15 protein-coding genes and 7 pseudogenes are annotated in these 21,596 nt (G+C 52.0%); 12 read left to right on the top strand and 10 right to left on the bottom strand.

The window, feature by feature from the left end:
* Positions 1-32 precede the first annotated feature (32 nt).
* The 3 genes and pseudogenes from ABDK09_19705 to lolB all read right to left on the bottom strand — a co-directional run bounded on the left by ABDK09_19705 (position 33) and on the right by lolB (position 2,506).
* Positions 33-977: a ribose-phosphate pyrophosphokinase gene (locus ABDK09_19705; protein ID XAW89107.1), complete on the bottom strand. Its 945-nt coding sequence runs from the start codon at positions 975-977 to the stop codon at positions 33-35.
* A gap of 29 nt (positions 978-1,006) precedes the next feature.
* Positions 1,007-1,880: pseudogene (ispE, locus tag ABDK09_19700) on the bottom strand (4-(cytidine 5'-diphospho)-2-C-methyl-D-erythritol kinase).
* An 11-nt stretch (positions 1,881-1,891) separates the two neighbouring features.
* Entirely contained in the window at positions 1,892-2,506 is a 615-nt protein-coding gene (gene lolB, locus ABDK09_19695; GenBank protein ID XAW89106.1) for a lipoprotein insertase outer membrane protein LolB, read from the bottom strand.
* Positions 2,507-2,666: 160 nt separating this feature from the next.
* Between lolB and hemA the strand changes: the two are divergent.
* From hemA to ybaK, 8 genes and pseudogenes are all read left to right on the top strand, one after another.
* A pseudogene (gene hemA, locus ABDK09_19690) lies at positions 2,667-3,927 on the top strand (glutamyl-tRNA reductase).
* 32 nt (positions 3,928-3,959) lie between these two features.
* Positions 3,960-5,048: a peptide chain release factor 1 gene (gene prfA / locus ABDK09_19685; protein ID XAW89105.1), complete on the top strand. Its 1,089-nt coding sequence runs from the start codon at positions 3,960-3,962 to the stop codon at positions 5,046-5,048.
* 3 nt (positions 5,049-5,051) lie between these two features.
* Positions 5,052-5,903 carry a peptide chain release factor N(5)-glutamine methyltransferase gene (gene prmC, locus ABDK09_19680; GenBank protein XAW89104.1) on the top strand — a complete coding sequence of 284 codons (852 nt, stop codon included), beginning with the start codon at positions 5,052-5,054 and terminating at the stop codon, positions 5,901-5,903.
* A gap of 25 nt (positions 5,904-5,928) precedes the next feature.
* Positions 5,929-6,312, top strand: a complete 384-nt coding sequence (locus ABDK09_19675) for a SirB2 family protein (GenBank protein ID XAW89103.1) — start codon at positions 5,929-5,931, stop codon at positions 6,310-6,312.
* 98 nt (positions 6,313-6,410) lie between these two features.
* A complete protein-coding gene (locus tag ABDK09_19670; GenBank protein XAW89102.1) occupies positions 6,411-7,220 on the top strand; it encodes a SirB1 family protein in 810 nt (269 codons plus the stop codon).
* A 21-nt stretch (positions 7,221-7,241) separates the two neighbouring features.
* Positions 7,242-8,093 (top strand): 3-deoxy-8-phosphooctulonate synthase, encoded by an 852-nt coding sequence (gene kdsA / locus ABDK09_19665; protein XAW89101.1) that lies wholly within the window; start codon positions 7,242-7,244, stop codon positions 8,091-8,093.
* A gap of 233 nt (positions 8,094-8,326) precedes the next feature.
* Entirely contained in the window at positions 8,327-9,988 is a 1,662-nt protein-coding gene (gene ushA, locus ABDK09_19660; GenBank protein ID XAW90790.1) for a bifunctional UDP-sugar hydrolase/5'-nucleotidase UshA, read from the top strand.
* A 199-nt stretch (positions 9,989-10,187) separates the two neighbouring features.
* A pseudogene (ybaK, locus tag ABDK09_19655) lies at positions 10,188-10,671 on the top strand (Cys-tRNA(Pro) deacylase).
* A 90-nt stretch (positions 10,672-10,761) separates the two neighbouring features.
* Here ybaK and ABDK09_19650 read toward each other — a convergent pair.
* Positions 10,762-12,009: a uracil-xanthine permease family protein gene (locus ABDK09_19650; protein XAW89100.1), complete on the bottom strand. Its 1,248-nt coding sequence runs from the start codon at positions 12,007-12,009 to the stop codon at positions 10,762-10,764.
* Between the two features lie 221 nt (positions 12,010-12,230).
* Between ABDK09_19650 and ABDK09_19645 the strand changes: the two are divergent.
* Positions 12,231-13,461, top strand: a pseudogene (locus ABDK09_19645) (DUF2066 domain-containing protein).
* A 335-nt stretch (positions 13,462-13,796) separates the two neighbouring features.
* On the opposite strand, the gene ABDK09_19640 reads toward ABDK09_19645, so the two are convergent.
* From ABDK09_19640 to ABDK09_19625, 4 genes and pseudogenes are all read right to left on the bottom strand, one after another.
* Positions 13,797-14,231: a DUF2069 domain-containing protein gene (locus tag ABDK09_19640; GenBank protein XAW89099.1), complete on the bottom strand. Its 435-nt coding sequence runs from the start codon at positions 14,229-14,231 to the stop codon at positions 13,797-13,799.
* A complete protein-coding gene (wrbA, locus tag ABDK09_19635; protein ID XAW89098.1) occupies positions 14,228-14,803 on the bottom strand; it encodes an NAD(P)H:quinone oxidoreductase in 576 nt (191 codons plus the stop codon). Before wrbA ends, ABDK09_19640 begins: the two co-directional genes overlap by 4 nt.
* A 13-nt stretch (positions 14,804-14,816) precedes the next feature.
* Positions 14,817-15,167, bottom strand: coding sequence for an arsenate reductase (glutaredoxin) (gene arsC / locus ABDK09_19630; protein ID XAW89097.1), 351 nt, complete (start codon positions 15,165-15,167; stop codon positions 14,817-14,819).
* Between the two features lie 21 nt (positions 15,168-15,188).
* Positions 15,189-16,647 (bottom strand): annotated as a pseudogene (locus ABDK09_19625) (M48 family metallopeptidase).
* A 269-nt stretch (positions 16,648-16,916) separates the two neighbouring features.
* On the opposite strand from ABDK09_19625, the gene ABDK09_19620 reads away from it, so the two are divergent.
* The 3 genes and pseudogenes from ABDK09_19620 to ABDK09_19610 all read left to right on the top strand — a co-directional run bounded on the left by ABDK09_19620 (position 16,917) and on the right by ABDK09_19610 (position 20,322).
* Positions 16,917-17,153 carry a sulfurtransferase TusA family protein gene (locus ABDK09_19620; protein ID XAW89096.1) on the top strand — a complete coding sequence of 79 codons (237 nt, stop codon included), beginning with the start codon at positions 16,917-16,919 and terminating at the stop codon, positions 17,151-17,153.
* Positions 17,146-18,220: pseudogene (locus ABDK09_19615) on the top strand (AI-2E family transporter). The gene ABDK09_19620 and the pseudogene ABDK09_19615 overlap by 8 nt, the downstream one beginning before the upstream one ends.
* A gap of 229 nt (positions 18,221-18,449) precedes the next feature.
* Positions 18,450-20,322: pseudogene (locus tag ABDK09_19610) on the top strand (methyl-accepting chemotaxis protein).
* A 56-nt stretch (positions 20,323-20,378) separates the two neighbouring features.
* Here the strand turns inward: ABDK09_19610 and bcp are convergent.
* Together bcp and ABDK09_19600 are read right to left on the bottom strand one after the other, a co-directional pair.
* The gene (bcp, locus tag ABDK09_19605) at positions 20,379-20,852 is read right to left on the bottom strand and encodes a thioredoxin-dependent thiol peroxidase (protein ID XAW90789.1); all 474 of its coding nucleotides are present in this window, start codon (positions 20,850-20,852) and stop codon (positions 20,379-20,381) included.
* Between the two features lie 21 nt (positions 20,853-20,873).
* The gene (locus ABDK09_19600) at positions 20,874-21,416 is read right to left on the bottom strand and encodes a glycine cleavage system protein R (protein ID XAW89095.1); all 543 of its coding nucleotides are present in this window, start codon (positions 21,414-21,416) and stop codon (positions 20,874-20,876) included.
* Positions 21,417-21,596 lie beyond the last annotated feature (180 nt).

Genomic DNA, 21,596 nt, shown 5'->3' with positions numbered 1-21,596 from the left:
CAATTCAGAAGAGATAATCTGAGCGAAGCTGCTTAGTTGAACATAGCTGAGATAGATTCTTCGTTGCTGATACGACGAATCGCTTCAGCCAGCATGGTCGACAAAGTCAGTTGAGTCACTTTACCGGTCGCAGCCATCTCTTTTGACAGAGTGATTGAGTCAGTCACGATCACTTGGTCAAGAACAGAGTTTTTGATGTTCTTAGCAGCATTGCCTGAGAACACCGCGTGAGTTGCATAAGCAAATACACGTTTCGCACCGCGCTCTTTCAGCGCTTCTGCTGCTTTGCACAGTGTGCCGCCGGTATCGATCATGTCATCAACGATAACACAGTCACGACCTTCAACGTCACCGATCAGGTTCATCACTTCAGATACGTTAGCGCGTGGACGACGTTTGTCGACAATCGCGATATCGATATCGCCCAGAGCTTTTGCAGTAGCACGTGCACGCACTACGCCGCCCAGGTCAGGAGAAACGACTACCGGATCTTCCAGGCCGCGCACCTTCATATCTTCCAGCAGTACCGGTGTACCGAAGATGTTATCTACTGGTACATCGAAGAAGCCTTGGATTTGCTCTGCATGCAGGTCGATGGTTAGCACGCGGTCAACGCCGACGTTAGAAAGGAAGTCTGCAACAACTTTTGCAGTAATTGGCACACGGGATGAACGCACGCGGCGATCTTGACGAGCATAACCAAAGTAAGGAATAACAGCAGTAATACGGCCTGCTGAAGCACGGCGCATTGCATCAATCATGACCACCAACTCCATCAGGTTATCGTTGGTTGGTGCACAAGTTGATTGAATGATGAATACGTCGCTACCACGAACATTTTCGTTGATTTGTACTGCGACTTCGCCGTCAGAGAAACGGGATACAGTTGCATCACCAAGGGAAATGTAGAGACGTTCAGCAATACGTTGGGCTAGTTCAGGTGTGGCGTTACCAGCAAATAGCTTCATATCAGGCACGGTGGAAACCTCAGGGTTGCGTCCAGTTTTTAAATAGGTTGGGTGTAGGCCAATTGGTAATCAGCCAGCGTCTCTTTCAGCGGTGAAACATTGCGTCCATAGGCAATAAACGCAGAGACGTTGTCAGGCAATTTGGCAAGGACAGCTTCCGCTTCTTTCTTGCTCAAAAACTCAGCAAAAACGCAAGATCCCGTCCCAGTCAATCTTGACGGCGCGTATTGTAGCAGCCAAGAAAGTTGCTTATCAACCTCTGGGTAAAGCATTCGGACAATTTTTTCGCAATCGTTTTCGTAACCAGTGTCAACCAGCGTTGCCAGATCACGCTTTGGGGTGTCGCGCGTCAGTTGCGGATGAGTGAAAATATCCTTGGTGGCAATGCTCACATCCGGGCGCACCACCAGGTACCATTTTTGCTCTGGCTCAACCGCGACCAGCTGCTCACCCACGCCTTCGGCAAAGGCGGCAAAACCGCGTACAAACACTGGTACATCTGCGCCGAGCGCTAAACCAATCTCCGCCAGTTGTTCATCACTCAGGCCGGTTTGCCATAAAAAATTCAGTGCCACCAACACAGTGGCGGCATTCGACGATCCTCCGCCAATCCCGCCGCCCATTGGCAGAAACTTTGCCGAGTTTTATCTCGGCGCCTAACGAACAACCGCTGGCTTGCTGCAGAGCTGTGGCCGCTTTCCAGATCAGGTTATCTGTGGTGGCTACGCCCGGTAAAGGCGGCGAAAGCTCTATCTGACCACTGTTATTGGCTCGAATGGCCAAGGTGTCACCATGGTCCAGAAACTGGAAAAGAGTTTGCAGTTCGTGATAACCGTCCGCGCGGCGACCGGTGATGTACAAAAACAAATTCAGTTTAGCCGGTGACGGCCAATGGGTGGTTTGATCAATAATCGGGCCTTGGATCATGGGGTCAGAGTCCATTTTGATACCACCAGATTAATTGCGGTCTGGCTTTGGGTCAGTTTCAGTTTATCCGGCAGAGGCAGGGCAGTGCTTTGCCACGGATATTCACGGTAGCGGGCATAATCGACATGCCAACTGCGATTACCGGCGGTTTTGTCCAGGCTCTGCAGGGTGTTATTGCTGTTGAGTTGGTACTGGTCGGCCTGAGACGGTAAGCCGAGGATCCAGTCCTGGAGCAGATTGATCGGAATATCCAGTCCGGTCAGTTGCCAGATCAGCTGCTCGGCATTATCGGCCGTGTAGACCTGATCATCATAGGTTTCGACCCGCGCACCCTGGGCAGAAATGGTCAGGTTGAGAATCGTCTGGCCGAGAAAGTTGGTCAGGCGCAGCTGACTGCTGTCGGCCTTTTTCTGCCATTGGAAATTAAATGATTCACGCTGTTCCGGAGAGATATAGCCCATTTTTCCGGACAGACGGAATTGCGAAATATTAGCCAATCTGGCCTGGTGTGACTGCCATTGCACTTCACTGACCGGCTCGGGGGCCATGCTACAGCCAGCCAGCGTCAGTAAAAGGGCAAAGATCAGGTAAATACGTGGCTTAAAAGTCATGATTTGCTCGTTATTTATCCAGTCTGGAGAGGGGGATCGATTCACTATATCATTGAAATCACGCTGTCGGGAAAACAAATCCCTGTTGCCCTTTCAATAAACGAGTCCATCAAGTAAAATTCTGCGCCTAGTCCATTTCATATCAGAGAACCCTCGATAGATGTCCTTGCTTGCTATTGGTATCAATCACAATACGGCTTCGGTTGAATTGCGAGAAAAAGTTGCTTTTGGTCCAGACAAATTGTCTGAGGCTCTGGGGCAACTGTCTGACAGCGCCTATGTGCACGGCAGTGTGATTCTGTCGACCTGTAACCGCACCGAAATCTATTGCGATGTGAAATCGTCGAGCAAGAATAAACTGATTGAGTGGTTGTCTCAGTTTCATCAGGTTAACCCTGAAGATCTCAAACCCAGCTTATATGTACATGAAGAGCAGGCAGCCATTCGTCATCTGATGCGGGTGTCCTGTGGTCTCGATTCACTGGTGCTGGGCGAGCCGCAGATCCTGGGGCAGGTGAAACAGGCTTATGCTGACTCGCGCGAGAGTCGGGCGGTTGACCCGTCGATTGAAAAGTTATTCCAAAAAGCGTTTTCTGTCGCCAAACGCGTGCGCACCGAGACTGAAATCGGTGGCAGCGCGGTCTCGGTGGCTTACGCCGCGTGTACGCTGGCAAAACATATTTTCGAATCACTTTCTGATGCGACCGTCATGCTGGTCGGTGCCGGTGAAACCATTGAGCTGGTAGCCAAGCACCTCGCCAGTCACAACTGCAAACGCATTATTGTTGCGAAACCGCACCCGTGAACGGGCCATGACTCTGGCTGAGCAGTTTGACGCTGAGGTTATCGCCCTGAATGAAATCCCTGAACATCTCGCGGCAGCGGATATCGTCATCAGCTCGACCGCCAGCCCGTTGCCTATTATTGGTAAAGGTATGGTAGAGACTGCACTCAAAGCACGCCGTTATCAGCCGATGCTGCTGGTCGATATTGCGGTCCCGCGCGATATTGAGGCTCAGGTCGGCGATCTCAATGATGCCTATCTCTACTCAGTGGATGATTTGCAGTCTATCGTCGATAGTAATATAGAGCAGCGTAAGGTCGAGGCGATTCAGGCTGAGGCGATCGTCAGTGAAGAGAGCGCGGCCTTTATGTCGTGGATGCGCTCGTTGCAGGCGGTTGACAGTATTCGTGATTACCGCAAAGCGGCGAATGAAATTCGTGAGGACCTGCTGAGTAAAAGCCTGCAGGCCTTAGCGGCCGGTGGCGATCCGGAGAAACTGCTGACCGAATTGAGTAACAAACTGACCAATAAACTGATCCACACCCCAACACGTGCCATGCAGGCTGCCGCCGAGCAGGGCGAACCGGGTAAACTGGCGGTAATCAGAGAAAGTCTGGGTCTTGATGACCCGCAATAATTTATCACTCCTTATTCATTAAAGAAGAAACTATGAAAGCGTCGATTTTAGTTAAGCTTGAATCCCTGGTAGAGCGTTACGAAGAAGTCCAGCATCTGCTCGGCGATCCAGCGGTGATTGGTGATCAGGACAAGTTCCGTGCTCTGTCAAAAGAGTACTCTCAGCTTGAAGAGATCACCAAGTGTTTCCAGGCTTACCAGCAGGCGCAAGATGACTTGGCGGCCGCCGAAGAGATGGCCAAAGAAGATGACGCAGAAATGCGTGAAATGGCTCAGGAAGAGATCAAAGAATCGAAAGCGGCGATTGAGCGCTTGAGCGACGAGCTGCAAATCCTGCTGCTGCCAAAAGACCCTAACGATGACCGCAACTGCTTCCTGGAGATTCGTGCCGGAGCGGGCGGTGATGAAGCGGGCATTTTTGCCGGTGATCTGTTCCGTATGTACAGCAAATACGCAGAAAAGCGTGGCTGGCGTATCGAAGTGATGTCATCCAATGAAGCGGAACACGGCGGTTACAAAGAGATGATTGCCCGGGTCAGCGGTGATGGCGCCTACGGCGTGCTGAAATTTGAATCCGGCGGTCACCGCGTACAGCGTGTACCGGCGACGGAATCTCAGGGCCGTGTGCATACCTCGGCATGTACTGTCGCGGTGATGGCGGAAGTGCCAGAAGCTGAAATCCCGGAAATCCGTACCGCAGATCTGAAAATCGACACCTTCCGTTCATCGGGCGCGGGTGGTCAGCACGTCAACACCACGGATTCTGCGATCCGTATTACCCACTTACCAACCGGTATCGTGGTTGAATGTCAGGACGAACGTTCTCAGCATAAAAACAAAGCCAAAGCGATGTCAGTGCTGGCCGCGCGTATTGCCCAGGCCGAAGAAGCGAAACGTGCCGCTGAAATTTCGGATACCCGCCGTAACCTGCTGGGTTCCGGTGACCGCAGCGACCGTATTCGTACCTACAACTACCCGCAAGGCCGTGTGTCTGATCACCGTATCAACCTGACGATCTACCGTCTGAGCGAAGTAATGGAAGGTGAACTGCAGACTCTGGTTGACCCTGTGATTCAGGAACACCAGGCTGACCAGCTGGCCGCTCTGGCTGAGCAACACTGATTTATGTCTCTGACCATAGAAGCTGCCTTGAAGGCGGCGACTTTGCAATTGAGCGCCAGCGGCAGCGATTCGCCGGCGTTGGACGCTGCAGTGCTGCTGTGTCACGCTCTGGATAAACCACGCTCTTACCTGCTGACCTGGCCGGATAAAGAGCTGGACGGTGAGCTGCAGGCTCGTTTTGATGCCCTGCTGGCACGGCGCTGCACTGGTGAACCGGTCGCTTATATTCTCGGTGAACGCGAATTCTGGTCGTTGCCGCTCAAAGTTGCTCCCTCAACCCTGATCCCACGACAGGATACCGAACGCCTGGTGGAACTGGCTCTGGACAAAGCGGTGACTCAGGAAGGGGATATTCTCGATTTGGGAACCGGAACCGGAGCGATTGCTCTGGCTCTGGCATCAGAGTTACCTCAGCGCCAGGTGGTCGGCATTGATTTACGTCCTGAGGCACAGCAGCTTGCCTGCGAAAACGGCCGCCGTTTAAATATCACCAATGTCACGTTTCTGCATGGCAGTTGGTTCTCGCCATTGGCGGCCGGTACAAAGTTTGCTTTGATTGTCTCCAACCCGCCTTATATTGATGAGCATGATCCTCATCTTGATCAGGGCGATGTGCGTTTTGAACCCAAAACAGCACTGGTCGCTGCCGATAACGGTTTAGCCGATATCAAACATATCAGTCAGGCTGCGCGGGATTATCTGTTGCCGGGCGGCTGGCTGGCGTTTGAACACGGTTATCAGCAGGGCGCGGCGGTTCGCACCATTATGCAGGATTTAGGTTATCAGTCAGTGAGCACCGAACAGGATTATGCCGGTAATGACCGCGTCACTCTGGGGCAATTCCCGGCTTGCTGATTACGTTAAAATAAAGAGGAATAGAATGTACGAAGGATTAAAACATTTTCACATGCTGACCATCGCACTCAGTGCGCTGCTGCTGACAGTACGTTATGTACTCATGATGCGCGATTCAGCTCTGTTACAACATAAGTTCCTCAAAGTGACTCCCCATGTTGTTGATACCTTTCTGTTACTGTCCGGTATCGGTCTGATTTCCATCACAGGTTTTATTCCATTTACGGCCGCTGCGCCGTGGATGACGGATAAGCTGACCTGTGTACTGGCTTATATCGCCCTGGGTCTGTTTGCACTTAAGCTGGGCCGTACCAAGCTGATGCGCACTCTGGCCTTTTTTGGCGCGCTGGGCTGGCTGGCGATTGCCGGTAAAATCGCGGTGACCAAAGTTCCGATGTTCTTTGGCTGACAGGCTGTTTTGCCTTGCCATGGCATGTTAAGGCGTGTTTCTTGTCGCAGGGCGTGCAGATATAACCTGAAGAAATAACCAACCGATAGAGTAGTTTGATGCTGGATTTGTGTGATGAAGATTTTGATGCGATGGAGCTGGTGGACGGCGCTCTGGCGCTGAATAAAGCCATCAATCCTGACACTCAGGTCGCCTGGGCTGAAGTGGAGCTTAAGCGTCTGCTGGATGAAGCCGAGCTTGCTCTGTTGCATGAGCGTGATGAGAAACAACGCTTTGAGGCGTTTTTGCGTCTGTTTTATTTTGAGTGGGGCTTTGCCGGTGACAGTGAAGCCTACTTTGATTCCAGTAACGCCTTTATCGATAAAGTACTGGAGCGACGGAAAGGGATCCCGGTCAGTCTGGGGGCTCTGCTGCTCTATTTCGGCCGCCAGCTTGGCTTTCCGCTGCAAGGCGTGACATTCCCGACTCAGTTCATTGTTGAGCTGCACTGGCCGGATGAAGGGCCGCGTTACATCAATCCGTTTTCGGGTGAATATGTCTCGCTGCATACGCTGCAGGCGTGGTTGATTGGCCACAAAGGTCCGCTGACGAAACTGAAAACCGATCACCTCAAACCGGCCGATCACCCGACCATTATCGGTCGCTGGCTGGCGCTGGTGAAAAGTGCTCTGCTGCGTGAAGAGCGCTATACTCTTGCCCTGCGATGTACCGATCTGGCCCTGACATTTGTCCCGGATGATCCGTACGAAATTCGCGATCGCGGTTTTATCTACCAGCAGCTGGATTGTCATCAGGTTGCCTTGACCGACTACCAATATTTTATTGAACAGTGCCCGGATGATCCGGCCGCAGAATTACTGAAAACTCAACTTAATGCCCTGAGTCACGACGCTGTGACCCTGCACTAAGCCTAACCAAGAGAAAAAACAATGGAACAGAAAATTGTTCACGTAGGTGATATCCCGGTAGCGAACGACAAGCCGTTTACTCTGTTTGCTGGCATGAACGTACTGGAATCGCGCGATATGGCGATGCAGATCTGTGAACACTACGTAAAAGTAACTGAAAAGCTGGGTATTCCTTACGTATTCAAAGCGTCGTTTGATAAAGCGAACCGCAGTTCTGTCCACTCTTACCGCGGCCCTGGCCTGGAAGAAGGGATGAAAATCTTTCAGGAACTGAAAGATACTTTTGGTGTGAAGATCATTACTGACGTTCACACAGAAGCTCAGGCTCAGCCAGTTGCCGACGTTGTGGACGTGATCCAGTTGCCGGCTTTCCTGGCGCGTCAGACTGACCTGGTGGAAGCGATGGCGAAAACCGGTGCGGTGATTAACGTGAAGAAACCACAATTTATGAGTCCGGGTCAGGTGGGTAACATCGTTGAGAAGTTCGCTGAATGCGGTAACGAAAAAGTGATTCTGTGTGAACGTGGTTCTTGCCACGGTTACGACAACCTGGTGGTCGACATGCTGGGCTTTGGGGTAATGAAAAAGGCGTCTAACGGCAGCCCGATCATCTTTGACGTAACTCACTCTCTGCAGATGCGCGATCCTTCCGGCGCGGCTTCCGGCGGTCGTCGTGAGCAAACTGTAGAACTGGCTAAGGCTGGTCTGGCGACCGGTATTGCCGGCCTGTTTATCGAAGCGCACCCAACTCCGGATCAGGCCAAATGTGACGGCCCGTCAGCTCTGCCGCTGGACAAACTGGAACCATTCCTGGCCCAGATGAAAGCGCTGGATGATATGATTAAGAGTTTCGAGCACATTGATATCCGCTGATTGCTTTGCGCTGCAAATTTAAAAAAACCGCCGTTGGGCGGTTTTTTTATGCGCGGCACATCCCGAACGCAAACGGCAAAACTGGCTTGAGCGCAATTTGTTGCACATACTTGGCTGATAAAGCAGATGCCTTCAGTGGGGACGCTCAGCAAGCAACAGATTTGCACCGGCGTAACATGTTTGCCGCTGAAGTGTATCACCGCAGTGGAACCGTATCAGTGGAACGCATTATCATGAAACAAGGCTTACTCGTAAAATCCGCGCTGGGGAGCGTGCTGGCTGCTTTGCTGGCAGGCTGTGCCAGTTCACCTCAGCATGCCTGGCAGGAAGATAAAACCTACACCCTGACCATCTTACATACCAACGATCATCATGGCCGCTTCTGGCCCAATCCATATGGCGAATATGGCCTGGCTGCACGTAAGACACTGGTCGATCAGATCCGAACCGAGGTGACCGCTCAGGGCGGCAGTGTGCTGCTGCTCTCCGGCGGAGATATCAATACCGGTGTGCCGGAATCGGACCTGCTGGATGCGGAGCCGGATTTTAAAGGCATGAGTGTGCTCGGTTACGATGCGATGGCGATTGGTAACCACGAATTTGATAATCCGCTGGATGTGCTGTTTAAGCAGCAGCAATGGGCTAATTTCCCGCTGTTGTCCGCCAATATTTATGATAAAGCGACCGGACAGCGTCTGTTCCAGCCGTATCAGATCATCAATAAGCAGGGGATTAAAATTGCCGTGATTGGGCTCACTACGGAAGATACCGCACTGATCGGTAATCCGCAGTATGTCGACGGGCTGGAATTTCGCGATCCGAAGGCCGAAGCTAAACAGCTGGTGGCCGAATTGCAGCGCAGTGAACAGCCGGACGTAGTCATTGCCGTGACTCATATGGGGCACTATCAAAATGCGCAGCACGGCAGCAATGCGCCGGGGGATGTCTCCCTGGCCCGTGCTCTGCCGCATGGCGCGCTGGATATGATTATCGGCGGTCACTCGCAGGAGCCGGTGTGCATGGAAGGCCCGAATGTGATGGTGCAGAACTTTGCTCCCGGCGATGCCTGTCAGCCTGATCAGCAGAATGGGACCGATATCCTGCAGGCGTACGAGTGGGGCAAATATGTCGGCCGTGCTGATTATCAGTTCCGCAACGGTGAACTTAATCGGGTCAGTTATCAGTTGATCCCGGTTAACCTGACCAAGCAAGTCAGCGTTAACGGCGAGAGCCGCCGGGTTATCGCCACCCAATCCATCGAGCCGGATCCGGCGCTGGAAGCTTTTCTGCGTCCGTATCAGGAGCAGGGCCAGGCACAGCTGAATGTCAAAATTGCCGAGACCAATGGCAAGCTGGAAGGTGACCGTGATGTGGTGCGTTTTAAGCAGACCAATCTGGGGCATCTGATTGCCACTGCGCATATGCAGCGGGCAAAAGCCGATTTTGCCATCATGAATTCGGGCGGTGTGCGCGATTCGATCGCCGCCGGCGAAGTGACCTATAAAGATGTACTTCAGGTTCAGCCGTTTGGTAACACACTCAGCTATGTCGAGATGGGTGGTGAGGAGTTACTTGAGTATCTGAATGTGGTGGCAACCAAACGGGTCGACAGCGGTGGGTTTGCTCAATTTGCCGGTATTTCGATGACGATTGCTGACAATCAGGTATCGAATGTGTTTATCAGTGGTAAACAGCTGCGTCTGGACGGACATTATCGCTTCAGCATTCCGAGTTATAACGCGGCAGGGGGCGACGGTTATCCGGATATTACTCAGCATCCCGGCTTTGTAAACACCGGCTTTGTTGATGCCGAGGTTTTGAAAGATTACCTGCAGGCGATGAGTCCGATTGACGTTAATCTCTATGCACCATCCGGAGAGATCATTTATAAGTAAGGTTTGTCTGTCAGCCGTCGAGGAATATTCCTGACAGTTTGACCGCAGAGATTGACGTTATGCGTGCAATCCCTTTTACTAACCGCTGGGCGGCGCAATTTCCAGAATTTGCCAGAATTGAGCCGCTTTTATGGACAGGCAGGCGGCATTGAGTCCACCTGTTTTTGTGTTTGTTATCGGGGATAAGGACCTATTTCGCATGACTCCTGCCATTAATCTTGCCAAGAAGAAGAAAATTGCCCACACCATTCACCAGTATGAGCATGATCCCAACCACAGCAGTTACGGACTGGAAGCGGCACAGGCATTAGGTCAGGATCCGAAAACCGTATTTAAAACCCTGCTGTTTCTGTCTCAACGGTGAAGCCAAGAATCTGGCCGTGGCTATCATCCCGGTTGATCAAAAGCTCAATCTCAAGCTGGCGGCTAAAGCGGCAGGTGCCAAGAAAGCAGATATGGCTGACCCGGATATCGCCCAGAAAACCACCGGCTATGTGGTCGGGGGGATCAGTCCGCTTGGCCAGAAAAAAGCCTTACCAACCTTTATTCATCTCAGTGCTGAGCGCCTGCCGACTTTGTGCGTCAGTGCCGGAAAGCGCGGCCTGGAAATTGAGCTGGCTCCGCAGGACTTAGCTCTGTTGACCCGGGCCAACTTCGCGGAGTTGTGTCAGCCCGAGGGCTGAGCCGGATACGCATCCAATAAAAAACGGCCTCTGCAGAGGCCGTTTTGTGGTGAATTCTTACTGAATCCGTGCGGTGTTCATACACGCGAATTAGTTGTCTTCTTCCATTTGGGCATTATCGACCACATGGTTTTCACCCAGGTCCTGTGGCAGAACCAGGTTAAGAATAATCGCCACAATACCGCATAAGCTGACACCCTGCAGGCTGAACTCGCCGATGCCGAATGCCATGCCTCCGATACCAAAGACCAGAGTAATCGCCACAATCACCAGGTTACGTGATTTGTGCAGGTCAACATGATTTTTGATCAGGGTGTTAAGGCCGACAGTAGCGATTGAACCAAACAGCAGAATCATGATACCGCCCATCACCGGAACCGGAATCGTTTGCAGCAGCGCGCCCAATTTACCGACCAGAGCCAGAATGATAGCCGTCACGGCAGCCCAGGTCATGATGACCGGGTTGAATGCTTTGGTCAGCATCACGGCACCGGTTACTTCACTGTAGGTGGTGTTTGGCGGCGCACCCAGGAAAGTCGCTGCGATGGTTGCCACCCCGTCACCTGCGATGGTGCGGTGCAGACCCGGTTTTTTGATGTAGTCTTTACCGGTCACGTTCGAAATGGCCAGCATATCACCGACGTGCTCGACCGCCGGAGCAATGGCCACCGGAATCATAAACAGGATCGCGTTGATATTGAATTCAGGGAACGTGAAGTTTGGCAGTGCAAACCACGCTGCTTGCTGCACTGGCGCAAAGCTGACCACACCAAAGTAAAGTGACAGCGCGTAACCGGCCGCAATACCGCCACAAATCGGCAGCAGTTTAAAGAAGCCTTTGGCAAAAACACTGATGACCACAGTCACCAGCAGCGAAACACAGGAAATCCACAATGCAGCATCGCCGTTGACCAGTTGGACTGAACCGTCGCCGGTTTTACCCAGTGCCATGTTGACGGCTGCCGGTGCCAGGCCCAGGCCGATGACCATGATCACCGGGCCAACCACAACCGGTGGCAGCAGCTTGTGGATGATGCCAACACCGCGCACTTTAATGACTGCGCCCAGGATAATGTACACCACACCAGCGGCCATCAGGCCACCCATGGTCGCCGCAATACCCCAACTCTGGATACCGTACATAATAGGAGCAATAAAAGCGAACGAAGAGGCAAGGAAGATAGGAACGGAGCGGCGGGTAATGATTTGGAAAAGAAGGGTGCCGACACCAGCCCCGAATAGTGCAACGTTAGGATCCAGACCGGTCAGAAGCGGTACAAGAACCAGAGCACCAAATGCAACAAATAGCATTTGTGCGCCTTGAATGGCATTTTTCATCGTTTTTTCCCTGATGCTGAAACAAAATTCGCGCGATTCTATCACTTTTGCAAACGATTGCCATGCAAACTGGATCAAAGTTTTTGTGGTTTTTATCACTAAGGCGGCGAAAGCCGGGTGTGGCGGGGGAAGCAAATTTATCCTCATACCATGGGCGCGCCTTGCCCGAAGCGGGAGAGTTGCTTATCATCAGGCTTCACGATGTGGAAGGTAGGAACAGTATGCGTTATTTAGCTTGGTTGATGATTGGGTTGATGAGTCTGCCCGCATTTGCCCTGACAAAAGTCAACTTGTATCAAACGGAAGTGGTGCTGGATCAGCAACAGGATAACGCCGATGAAGCCGCCCGTGCTGCCGGACTGCAGCAAGTGATCGTCCGCGCCAGCGGCAATAAAGATGCGGCCAATAATAGTGTGGTGCAAAAAGCCCTCGGCCGTACGTCACAATATCTCAACCAAATCAGTTATGCCCAGCAAGGTGATGACAAAGTTGTGCGCATGGGCTTTAGTGCGCCCAATGTCCGCTCTTTATTGACCCAGGCACAATTGCCGTTTCTGGCCGCAGGAGCGTGCCAATCTGCTGGTGTGGCTGGTGGAAGAGTCAGACTATGACCGCAGCATCACCTGGGAGCACAGTGATTCTGCGCTGCTGCAACAGCTCAGATCGGCAGCGTCGCAACGTGGTTTGCCGCTGACAGTGCCGGTCGGTGATTTTGATGACATTACCGGTGTGCAGATTTCAGATTTGTGGGGCGGTTTTACCCGGCCTATCAGCCAGGCCAGCCAGCGTTATGCGACCGATGCGGTTTTAGTGGTGCGCGCCCAGGGCACAGATTTACGCTGGACTTTGTATGATCAGCAAGCCGACCGCATGGTGGCTGCACCCAAAGCACCGCTCAACGGACAAGCTTCCGGTGCCGATGCTGCCACTCAAATGGTGGATGAATTGAGCGATTACTATGCCAAACAGAGTGCGGTTGTGGTGAATGGCGAATCATCACAAGCGGTACTGGCGGCTTTCAAACCGATTGGTGGTGCGATTGCTTTCTTTACTCTGGAAGAGCATTTACAGCGTCTGAGTTCGGTAGCGTCACTGGATATAGTGAAAATCCAGGGCGATGAAGTCACCTTTAAGGTGAATCTACTGACCAGTGAAGCGGAGTTTGAACAGGAAGCGCTGCGTATCGGCGCGGTCGGTAAGCGTGAAGCGCCACCGGCACCACTTGTTGTGCCTGTACCTGAGGTGACGCCACAGCCACTGGCCGATGACGCATCTGTGATTGATGGGTCAGAGATTGATGGCGTTGCGGTTCCGGCGCAGGATAGCAGCGCCGATCCGATAACCCCAACAGAGATTGCTCCGGTATTGGCTGAACCGGCTGTGGCGCAAGCGCCAATCGCTGAGCCGCTGCTGCCTGCACTGCCAGTGTTGTACTTTAGCTGGCAACAATAACAGTCGGCGGCAATAAAAACTGGCAGCCCGAACAGTGGCAAGTTATGTCAGCCGCAGTCGGTAACTATTCGTCATCAGAAAAAAGCGCCTATTGGCGCTTTTTTACTGTCTTCTGTTTTTATCATCCTTCTGTTTTTATACCCAAACAACTTGGAGTTGCAGGTAGGCGGCAAATGAGTGAATCCCCATGAGCATAGAGACACTGTGATTGGGGTGAACAAATGCAGCCAACACCGCTGCAGCTTCAAGTAGAAAGGGTATATCGTCAGCGTAACTATCATGAGCTTCACGAGCAGCTGCGCGTCTTCATCTGCGCCATTTGCGGTGCTGTCTTATTATTTACGTGGCTGATCAAATCTGGCCCTTTCCTGTTTTTCCACCTCTGATAAGCGGGTCAGTTTCAGGCCCAGCTCTTTGCCACGGTGACGGGCGTAGAGGATATTGCCGATAAAAGCGACAAAGGTCAGCACCAGTTCGACCACAGCCAGCAAACGTTCACCGTTATCAACGTACAGCAGAGTCAGGGCATGTAAAAAGTAGAACATCAAAATGAAGTTGGCCCAGGCATGCGTGTACGGTTTGCCGGCCAGGATCCCCGGCAGTGGCAGCAGCAAAGGGATCACCCAGGCGATGGCCAGGGTCAGCGCATTAATGTGCGGATGAGGCGACAGCGACAGTTGCCACAGTGCTATCCATGCCAGCAACGCCAAATTTCCGCCCAGTGCCAGCCAGCGGAACAGTGCAGTGCGGGGAGACATATCGACACTCATGAATTTTCCTTCAGTTGGATTGCGATGCGCGCAAGACGTTGTCCTAATCGTTGTGCCAGCTGGTTTTCCTCTGCGCTCAGTTTGTCCTGATGCCCCGACACATGACTGGCGCCATAAGGCGTGCCACCGGAGTGGGTGGTGTGCAGCGCCGGCTCGGAATAGGGGATGCCGAGGATCAGCATGCCGTGATGGAGCAGGGGCAATTGCATGCTTTGCTGTGTGGTTTCCTGGCCGCCATGCAAAGTTGACGAGGAAGTGAACACGCAGGCCGGCTTGTCGATGAGATCGCCGCTCAGCCAGAGCGGAGTAGTCTGGTCCCAGAAGTGTTTCAGGGGCGCGGCCATATTGCCAAACCAGACCGGGCTGCCCATTGCCAGCCCATCGCACTGCCTGAGCTCATTGAGTGTCAGATGCGGATCTTCACTCTCGCCCTGCTGCGGGCTGAGCTCCGGCACAGTGCGCAGAACCGCCTCACAGCCGGCAACCGACTCAATACCACGTGCGACCTGACGCGCCAGCGCACGGGTGCTGCCATGGCGGCTGTAATACAGCACCACCAGTTTCAGGCTCATATCTGTTTTACTCTCATAGAATGTCCAGTACCTGCTCCGGTGGACGGCCGTGGCGGGCTTTTCCGTTGGCAACCACGATTGGGCGTTCAATCAGCTTAGGGTGTTCTGCCATGGCGGCAAACAGAGCATCATCCGACAGTGAGCTGTCAGCCAGGTTGAGTTCTTTATAAAGTTCTTCTTTGGTACGCATCATCCCGCGGACCTGGCTCAGGCCTAACTGGGCGTACAGCTCTTTCAGCTGGGCTACGCTGAGTGGTTCATCGAGGTATTTGACCACTTGTGGGTCGATGTTGTTGGTTTGCAACAGCACCAGCGTTTCACGGCTTTTGGAGCATCTCGGGTTGTGATAAATCACGACAGACATAAAAACTTCCTCTTAAGTAGGTTATTGCAGCGTCAAGAAGCGCTCTCGTTGCACCATCAACTGGTCGATACGTGCGTCGTAGCGCGCCTGTTCCAAACTGCCCAGTTTAGCCAGCTGGCTGGCCTGAGTATAAAACTGAATTGCTTTGTTCCAGTTGGCTCGCAGCGCGAGGATTTCTGCCCGTGCCGCCAGTTCTTCGGCACCGTTCCCCCCCAGGGAAACTGGACTCGGATAACAGGTGCCAGCCATTGGGATCGTTGGGGTTGTCATGGGTGTAGCGCTGCAGGGTACGTATTGCCTGCGGATACTGCTCCGCTTTGATCAATGCGTTGGCATAGTTAATGACCAGTACCGGGTTATTCGGCTTCTGCTTCAGCGCGCTGCTGAGGCGTTCGACTGCCTGTGTCGCGCGGTCCGTGGCCAGATACAGGTCGGTCACGGCATCGAGATAGAAATTATTGTTGGCATCGCTTTTGAGCAGCGAATTGAGCAGGGGTTCTGCCTCATCAAAACGACGGCTGTCGAGATACACCAGTGCTTTGCCATAGTCAAAGGCCGGTTTGAGCTCGGGAGCGGCTTTTTTCTGTGTGCGTTCAAACCAATCCAGCGCGGCATCTGAGTCAATCCCGGCATAACGGGCAACCACACGAGCGCGCGCCAGATGGTAATGCAGCGACGGCGGGAGCTGAACCGGGCTGAACTGCTGGGCACGCACTCGGCTGTCAGTGATACGATCAGCCGGCAGCGGGTGAGTCAGCAACATAGGCGGTGGTGTGCTGGCATAGCGATATTCATCGGCCAGGCGGCCAAAAAAGCGTGGCATGGCATTGACGTCAAAACCGGCTTTGGCCAGCGTGCTGATACCAAACCGGTCGGCTTCTTTTTCATTGGCACGGGTGTAGTTGATCTGACTCTGAATATTACCGGCGGTCGTGGCGGTAATGGCCGCAATACCCGCTTGCGGGGCTGCGATAGCCAGCAGCAGTGAGCCAGCCAGGGCGGCAATGGTGGCCGGCGTTCGCTGGGCCTGATCTTCCATACTGCGTGCCAGGTGACGTTGGGTGACATGGGCGATTTCATGCGCCATCACCGATGCCAGTTCACTCTCAGACTGGGCATGCAGGAACAGGCCGGAATGCAGGGCGACATAACCGCCGAAAAACGCAAACGCGTTAATGTTACGATCGCGAATCATAAAAAAGGTGAACGGCGTTTTGACATCATCGCTGTTGGCGACCAGGCGGTGACCGAGCGCATCGATGTATTCGTTCAGGACCGGGTCATCGATAACCGGTTGGTTATTGCGCAGCATGCGCATGTATGCGTCACCATAGATCAGTTCCTGATCTATGGTCAGGGTTGAGCCGGCGACGGTGCCGATGTCGGGCAATTCAATGCTGTCGGCATAACTCGGCCCCGGAGCGGCCAGGGCCGCTGCGAGGCAGAGACATAACAGTGAACGAGTACGTTTGACTATCATAGCTACAGGTAATACTCCAAAATCATCTCTCACTAAGACACTGTCTCATCGGAATGGTTTCCCTGCGGGCGGCCGGGACTGATACGCTGACAAGGTGCGCCGGCATGGCAGCAGCGCTGCACCTTTGACCATTAGTCAATCTTGCGCGGGTTTGCCGATTCGCTATTGCTTGGTAATGAAAGGTAACGATTTTTTCTCCGAGAGAAAAACTGGCACGCCGCGCAAAAGACTATACAATATCTCACCTATATTAAGGATTGAGCCGCAGAATGGAACCGAATATTCTCGATTTACGTCAGCAGCGCTGCCCTATGGCGTTATTACTTGCCAAACGTCACACTGTGCAGCTGGATGCTGGTGAATCGACCACCATTTTGCTGTCTGATCCAAACTCAAAACGCGATATTGAAGCCTACTTGCTCCGGCAACCGTTTACCTGCCAGAGTGACTATGCGGATGGTTATTTTTCGCTATACATAGTTAAGGAGAGAGGATCCAATGTTTGAACTGGTGAGTCGTTGGTATAAGCGACGTTTCTCCGATCCACACGCTGTCAGCCTGGTGGCGATACTGTTCTTTGGTTTTATTACCATCTATTTCTTTGGTCATCTAATTGCCCCTCTGCTGGTCGCTATTGTACTGGCTTATCTGCTGGAATGGCCGGTGATCCAATTGTGCCGAATGAAAATCCCGCGCACTCTGGCGGTGATATTAGTTATACTGCTGTTTACCGGTCTGATGTTGCTGGCGGTGTTTGGCCTGGTACCGACCATCTGGCAGCAGATCGTTAACCTGATTAACGATATTCCCAATATGTACAACGGGCTGCAAAAATTCATCGCCATGATTCCAGAGCGCTATCCGGAACTGGCCAATCTGCAAATCGTTGAATCGATTGTAACCAATGCCAAAAATAAAGCGTTGGGCATGGGCGAATCCGTGGTGAAAGGCTCTCTGGCTTCCCTGGTCAGTATTGCGACCTTAGCGGTTTACCTGATTCTGGTGCCTTTGCTGGTCTTCTTCCTGCTCAAAGACAAGCAGGAAATGTTGGGTATGGTGCGCGGCGTTTCTGCCACGCAACCGTAAGCTGGCCAACAAAGTCTGGCATGAAATGAATCAGCAAATTTCCAACTATATTCGCGGTAAAGTATTGGAAATATTGATTGTGGGCAGTGTCAGCTATGTCACTTTTGCTATTCTTGACCTGCGTTATTCGGTGCTGCTCGCGGTCGCGGTCGGACTGTCGGTGTTGATCCCGTATATCGGTGCTGCCGCAGTGACGGTTCCGGTGGCAGTGGTCGGTTTGTTCCAATGGGGAATGACGCCGCAGTTTTACTACCTGCTGATTGCTTATGGCATTATACAGGCACTGGATGGGAATGTACTGGTTCCGGTGCTGTTTTCTGAAGCGGTCAACCTGCACCCGGTTGCCATCATCGTCTCTGTGCTGGTGTTTGGTGGATTATGGGGTTTCTGGGGAGTGTTCTTTGCTATCCCGCTGGCGACTCTGGTGAAAGCGGTCTGGAATGCCCTGCCGAGTACCGAAGAAGATCCACCGGAGCAACTGAGCTGATTGCAGCACTAAATTTTGCGGCGCCCTGTCATTGTAGGATGGGGCGTTAATTTATCCGGTGAATAAAATGTAAATAAAGTATTATTGATTGAATTATAACTAACGGTTAAGTTAGGCCTTAAGTTTTGTTATGGCTAGTCGATATATACACAATGATGGATCAAATAATAATAAATGACTTTTTATTGATTGCAGTTAATCGCTACAAGCTTATGAGTTGAGGGAAGATATGAGATTTAGCCAAAAAATTGTGGCCGCTTCATCGGCGCTACTGTTACTGATTATATTGCTGTTATCGATTCAGCAGCTGAGCACAGTGCGCACAGAAGTCGAGTCTTTGGTTAACAGCAGCCTGAAGGAGATGGTTGCCGGGGTAAATAACACGATTATCGCACAGATGACCAGTAAAAAGGCGCTGGCTCAGTCCACCACCGAAGTTCTGGAACTGGATCCGCAGAACCGCACTTACGTTAAAAACGTGTTGGAAAAACCGGCACTGAAAGGCAGTTTCCTGGCGGTCGGTCTTGGCTATCAAGCCGACGGCAGCGTGGTTGAAAATGACGATGGCTGGGAGCCAAGCGGCGATTATGATCCGCGTAAACGCCCTTGGTTTATCGCCGCCAAGCAAGAGCGTAAGCTAACGCTGACTGCGCCGTATGTTGATGTTTCCACCAAGAAAACCATTATGTCTATCGGTACGCCGGTGTTTGACAACGGTCAGTTTGTCGGTGGCATGTTCTACGATCTGGAGCTGACTAAGCTGGCAGATCTTATCAACTCCATTAATCTGTTCGATGCCGGTTACCTGTTCATCGTTACCGCCGATGGCACCACTATCGCGCACCCGACCACGGCGAACAACGGCGAGAAGCTGAGCAGCTATCTGCCACAGGTCACCATTATTCCGGGAAACGCAGGAAATTGAGATTGATGGTAATCCGTTTATGGTCAACTTCACCAAGGTGCCAAGTGAAAACTGGTACATAGGTGCGATTGTCGATGAAAATAAGGCTTACGATGCAGTGGATACGCTGCGTACTAATAGCATCATTTACACTGTGATTGGCGTATTGGTGAGTATCGTCGGCCTGAGCTTGCTGATTAAGTTCCTGATGCGTCCGCTGGGTACGCTCAATGAAGCGATTAAAGATGTCGCGTCCGGTCAGGGTGATTTAACCAAACGTCTCAGTACGGACACCGATAAAGAGTTTGCTGAGCTGGCACAGGGCTTCAATACCTTTACCGAAGCACTGCAAAAGCAGATTCAGCAGTCCAAAGCGATTGGCGTAGAAATCATGCATGGTGCTGAGCAAACCATGGGAACAGTGCAGGGCTCTGCGGCGGCGATGCGCGATCAACTGCAGGAGCTTGAGCAGTTGGCAACCGCGATGCACGAGATGGCGGTGACAGCAACGGAAGTGGCCAATAACGCCCAAGGGGCCGCTTCAGCGGCGAAAGAAGCCGACGATGCGACCGTGGAAGGTTCACGTGTGGTGAGTGATACCGCCCAGTCGATTGACCGTTTGTCCGCTCATATTGAGATGGCGGTGGAAGAGGTGCGCGGTCTGGAATCGGCGACATCCAATATCGAAACCATCTTGAAAGTGATCAACGATATTGCCGATCAGACCAATTTGCTGGCGCTGAACGCGGCGATTGAAGCGGCCCGTGCCGGTGAGTCTGGCCGAGGTTTTGCTGTGGTTGCCGATGAAGTTCGCACTCTGGCGCAACGTACTCAGCAATCGACGACGGAAATCCGCAGCATGATTGAACAGTTGCAGGCGGGCGCAGGTTCCGTTTCTGTGGCGATGAAAGAGAGCAAGTCGACCGCAGAAGATGCCGTGGAAAAAGCGCAGCTGGCGGATGAAGCGCTGCAGCGTATCCGCGCGTCAATTCAGCAGATCAGTGATATGAATATGCAAATTGCTTCTGCGGCGGAAGAGCAGAGCCTGGTTGCGGAAGAGATCAACAGCAATACGGTGAAAATTAAAGACCTGTCGACTCAGGTATCGGAATCTGCGCAAGAGGCGAGTATTTCGATGCAGGCCCAGACAGAAAATGTGCGTGAGCAAGACGCCATTCTGAACAAGTTTATTGTCTGAATCGTGTAAAGCTTCATACAAAAAAGGGCCAGTCTTGTGACTGGCCCTTTGACTATTTATGCATTTTTCTCATTGAGGTAATTAAGTACTACCTCGTGATGATCTTTGGTTTTGAACTTATTAAATACATGTTCAATTGTGCCGTTTTCATCAATCAGAAAACTGATACGGTGCAGGCCATCGTACACCTTGCCCATGAATTTTTTCTCGCCCCATACGCCAAACTGTTCAGCTACGGCATGGTCTTCATCTGACAGCAGCGTGAAGTTGAGGTTGTCGCGTTCAATGAATTTGCCCAGACGTTTGACCGGATCAATGCTGACACCCAGAACGACCACATTGTGCGCATCCAGGTCTGCTTTGACATCACGCATTCCCTGGGCCTGGACGGTACAGCCCGGAGTCATGGCTTTCGGGTAAAAGTAGAACAGCACTTTTTTACCGGCAAAGTCAGACAAAGAGACCGTATTACCATCCTGATCGGGAAGCGCAAAAGCCGGCGCTGGTGAGCCTGCGGTTAGTGTATTCATCATCCTTCCTTTTATTGCTTTTCAGAGACTGTTTTTAATAAAGTTCAGTGAGCCTTTGACCTGTAATTGATCGCATACCGCATCAAAATCTTCCTGCAGTTGCATCAGATTACAATTACCGTCCACATGAGCGGTGATCGCGAGCTGGAACTGGTCGTGTTCACTTTCAAGTTTTTGCTTATCGATGGTCTGGGCACTGAGTGAGGCCATACCGATATTACGTTCGGCAAAAAACTGGGTGAACTTTTCAGTCAGCCCGGGCTTGTCATCGGACTCAACGTAAATGTCTACGATGTAAGCGTTGTTTTGGCTCACATGAGGTGAGGTGCGTTTCATCATGGTGATCAGCTCCTGCTCCTGCCCGAGTAACGGCAGCAAGGTTTCCACCCGAGTGACACTGTTGGCATTGCCCGACACTAACATAATCAGGGTAAATTCGTTTCCGAACAAGGCAATACGACTGTCGATGATATTGCATCCGGCCTGAGTCACCAGTTTGATCACCTGATTACAGATACCTGGTCGGTCGCTTCCTACTGCGGTAATTACTAAATGTTGAGTCATAGCATCACTTCGCTGAATTTTTCCGGCATGTTAACACAGTTAAAGTATAGAGAAAGCGCACCAAAACGTCTTTTTCTGTGCGGTGACAAAGCGTTATTTTAACATAGCCGAAAGTGATAAAAATAAACCCTCTATAACGCGACAATTATCCTTTGCATGCTGTGATTTCATGATACAGTC

The organism is Vibrio sp. CDRSL-10 TSBA (assembly GCA_039696685.1).
In the GTDB taxonomy this organism is placed as follows: Bacteria; Pseudomonadota; Gammaproteobacteria; order Enterobacterales; family Vibrionaceae; genus Vibrio.
This window is presented reverse-complemented; position numbering and strand designations above follow the sequence as displayed.